The following is a 277-nucleotide window of genomic DNA, read 5'->3' as shown; positions in this document are numbered from 1 at the left end:
ATGAGATCCGCAGGGTCGCTACTGTAATCATCGGTATCGGTGGCGCTGTTACCCGCCAAGTCAAAGTCATAAGTCACATCCGCTTCGGTCACCCCATTAATGGTGACGCTATGCACTAGGGTATCGCCCTCTGTGGCGGTGGCATCGCTCACCGTCACGCTCGGTTTGTCACCTTGGTTAACGGTGCCGTCGGTTGCATCTTCATCAAGGATGGTGGCACTGTCACTGGCGGTGCCAATGGTGGCATTAACGGGACTACTGATGCTCATGCTAAAGG

1 protein-coding gene is annotated in these 277 nt (G+C 54.9%); it reads right to left on the bottom strand.

Annotated features, from left to right (window positions below; translation table 11 throughout):
- Positions 1-277: hypothetical protein (locus ACT3QP_RS15175; protein WP_444526081.1), on the bottom strand; the 277-nt coding region annotated here is incomplete at both ends.

It is taken from the genome of Psychrobacter sp. AOP7-B1-24, assembly GCF_052376215.1.
Classification (GTDB): domain Bacteria; phylum Pseudomonadota; class Gammaproteobacteria; order Pseudomonadales; family Moraxellaceae; genus Psychrobacter.
Note: the sequence above shows the minus strand (reverse complement) of the source record. Positions and strands in the feature narration are given on the sequence as shown.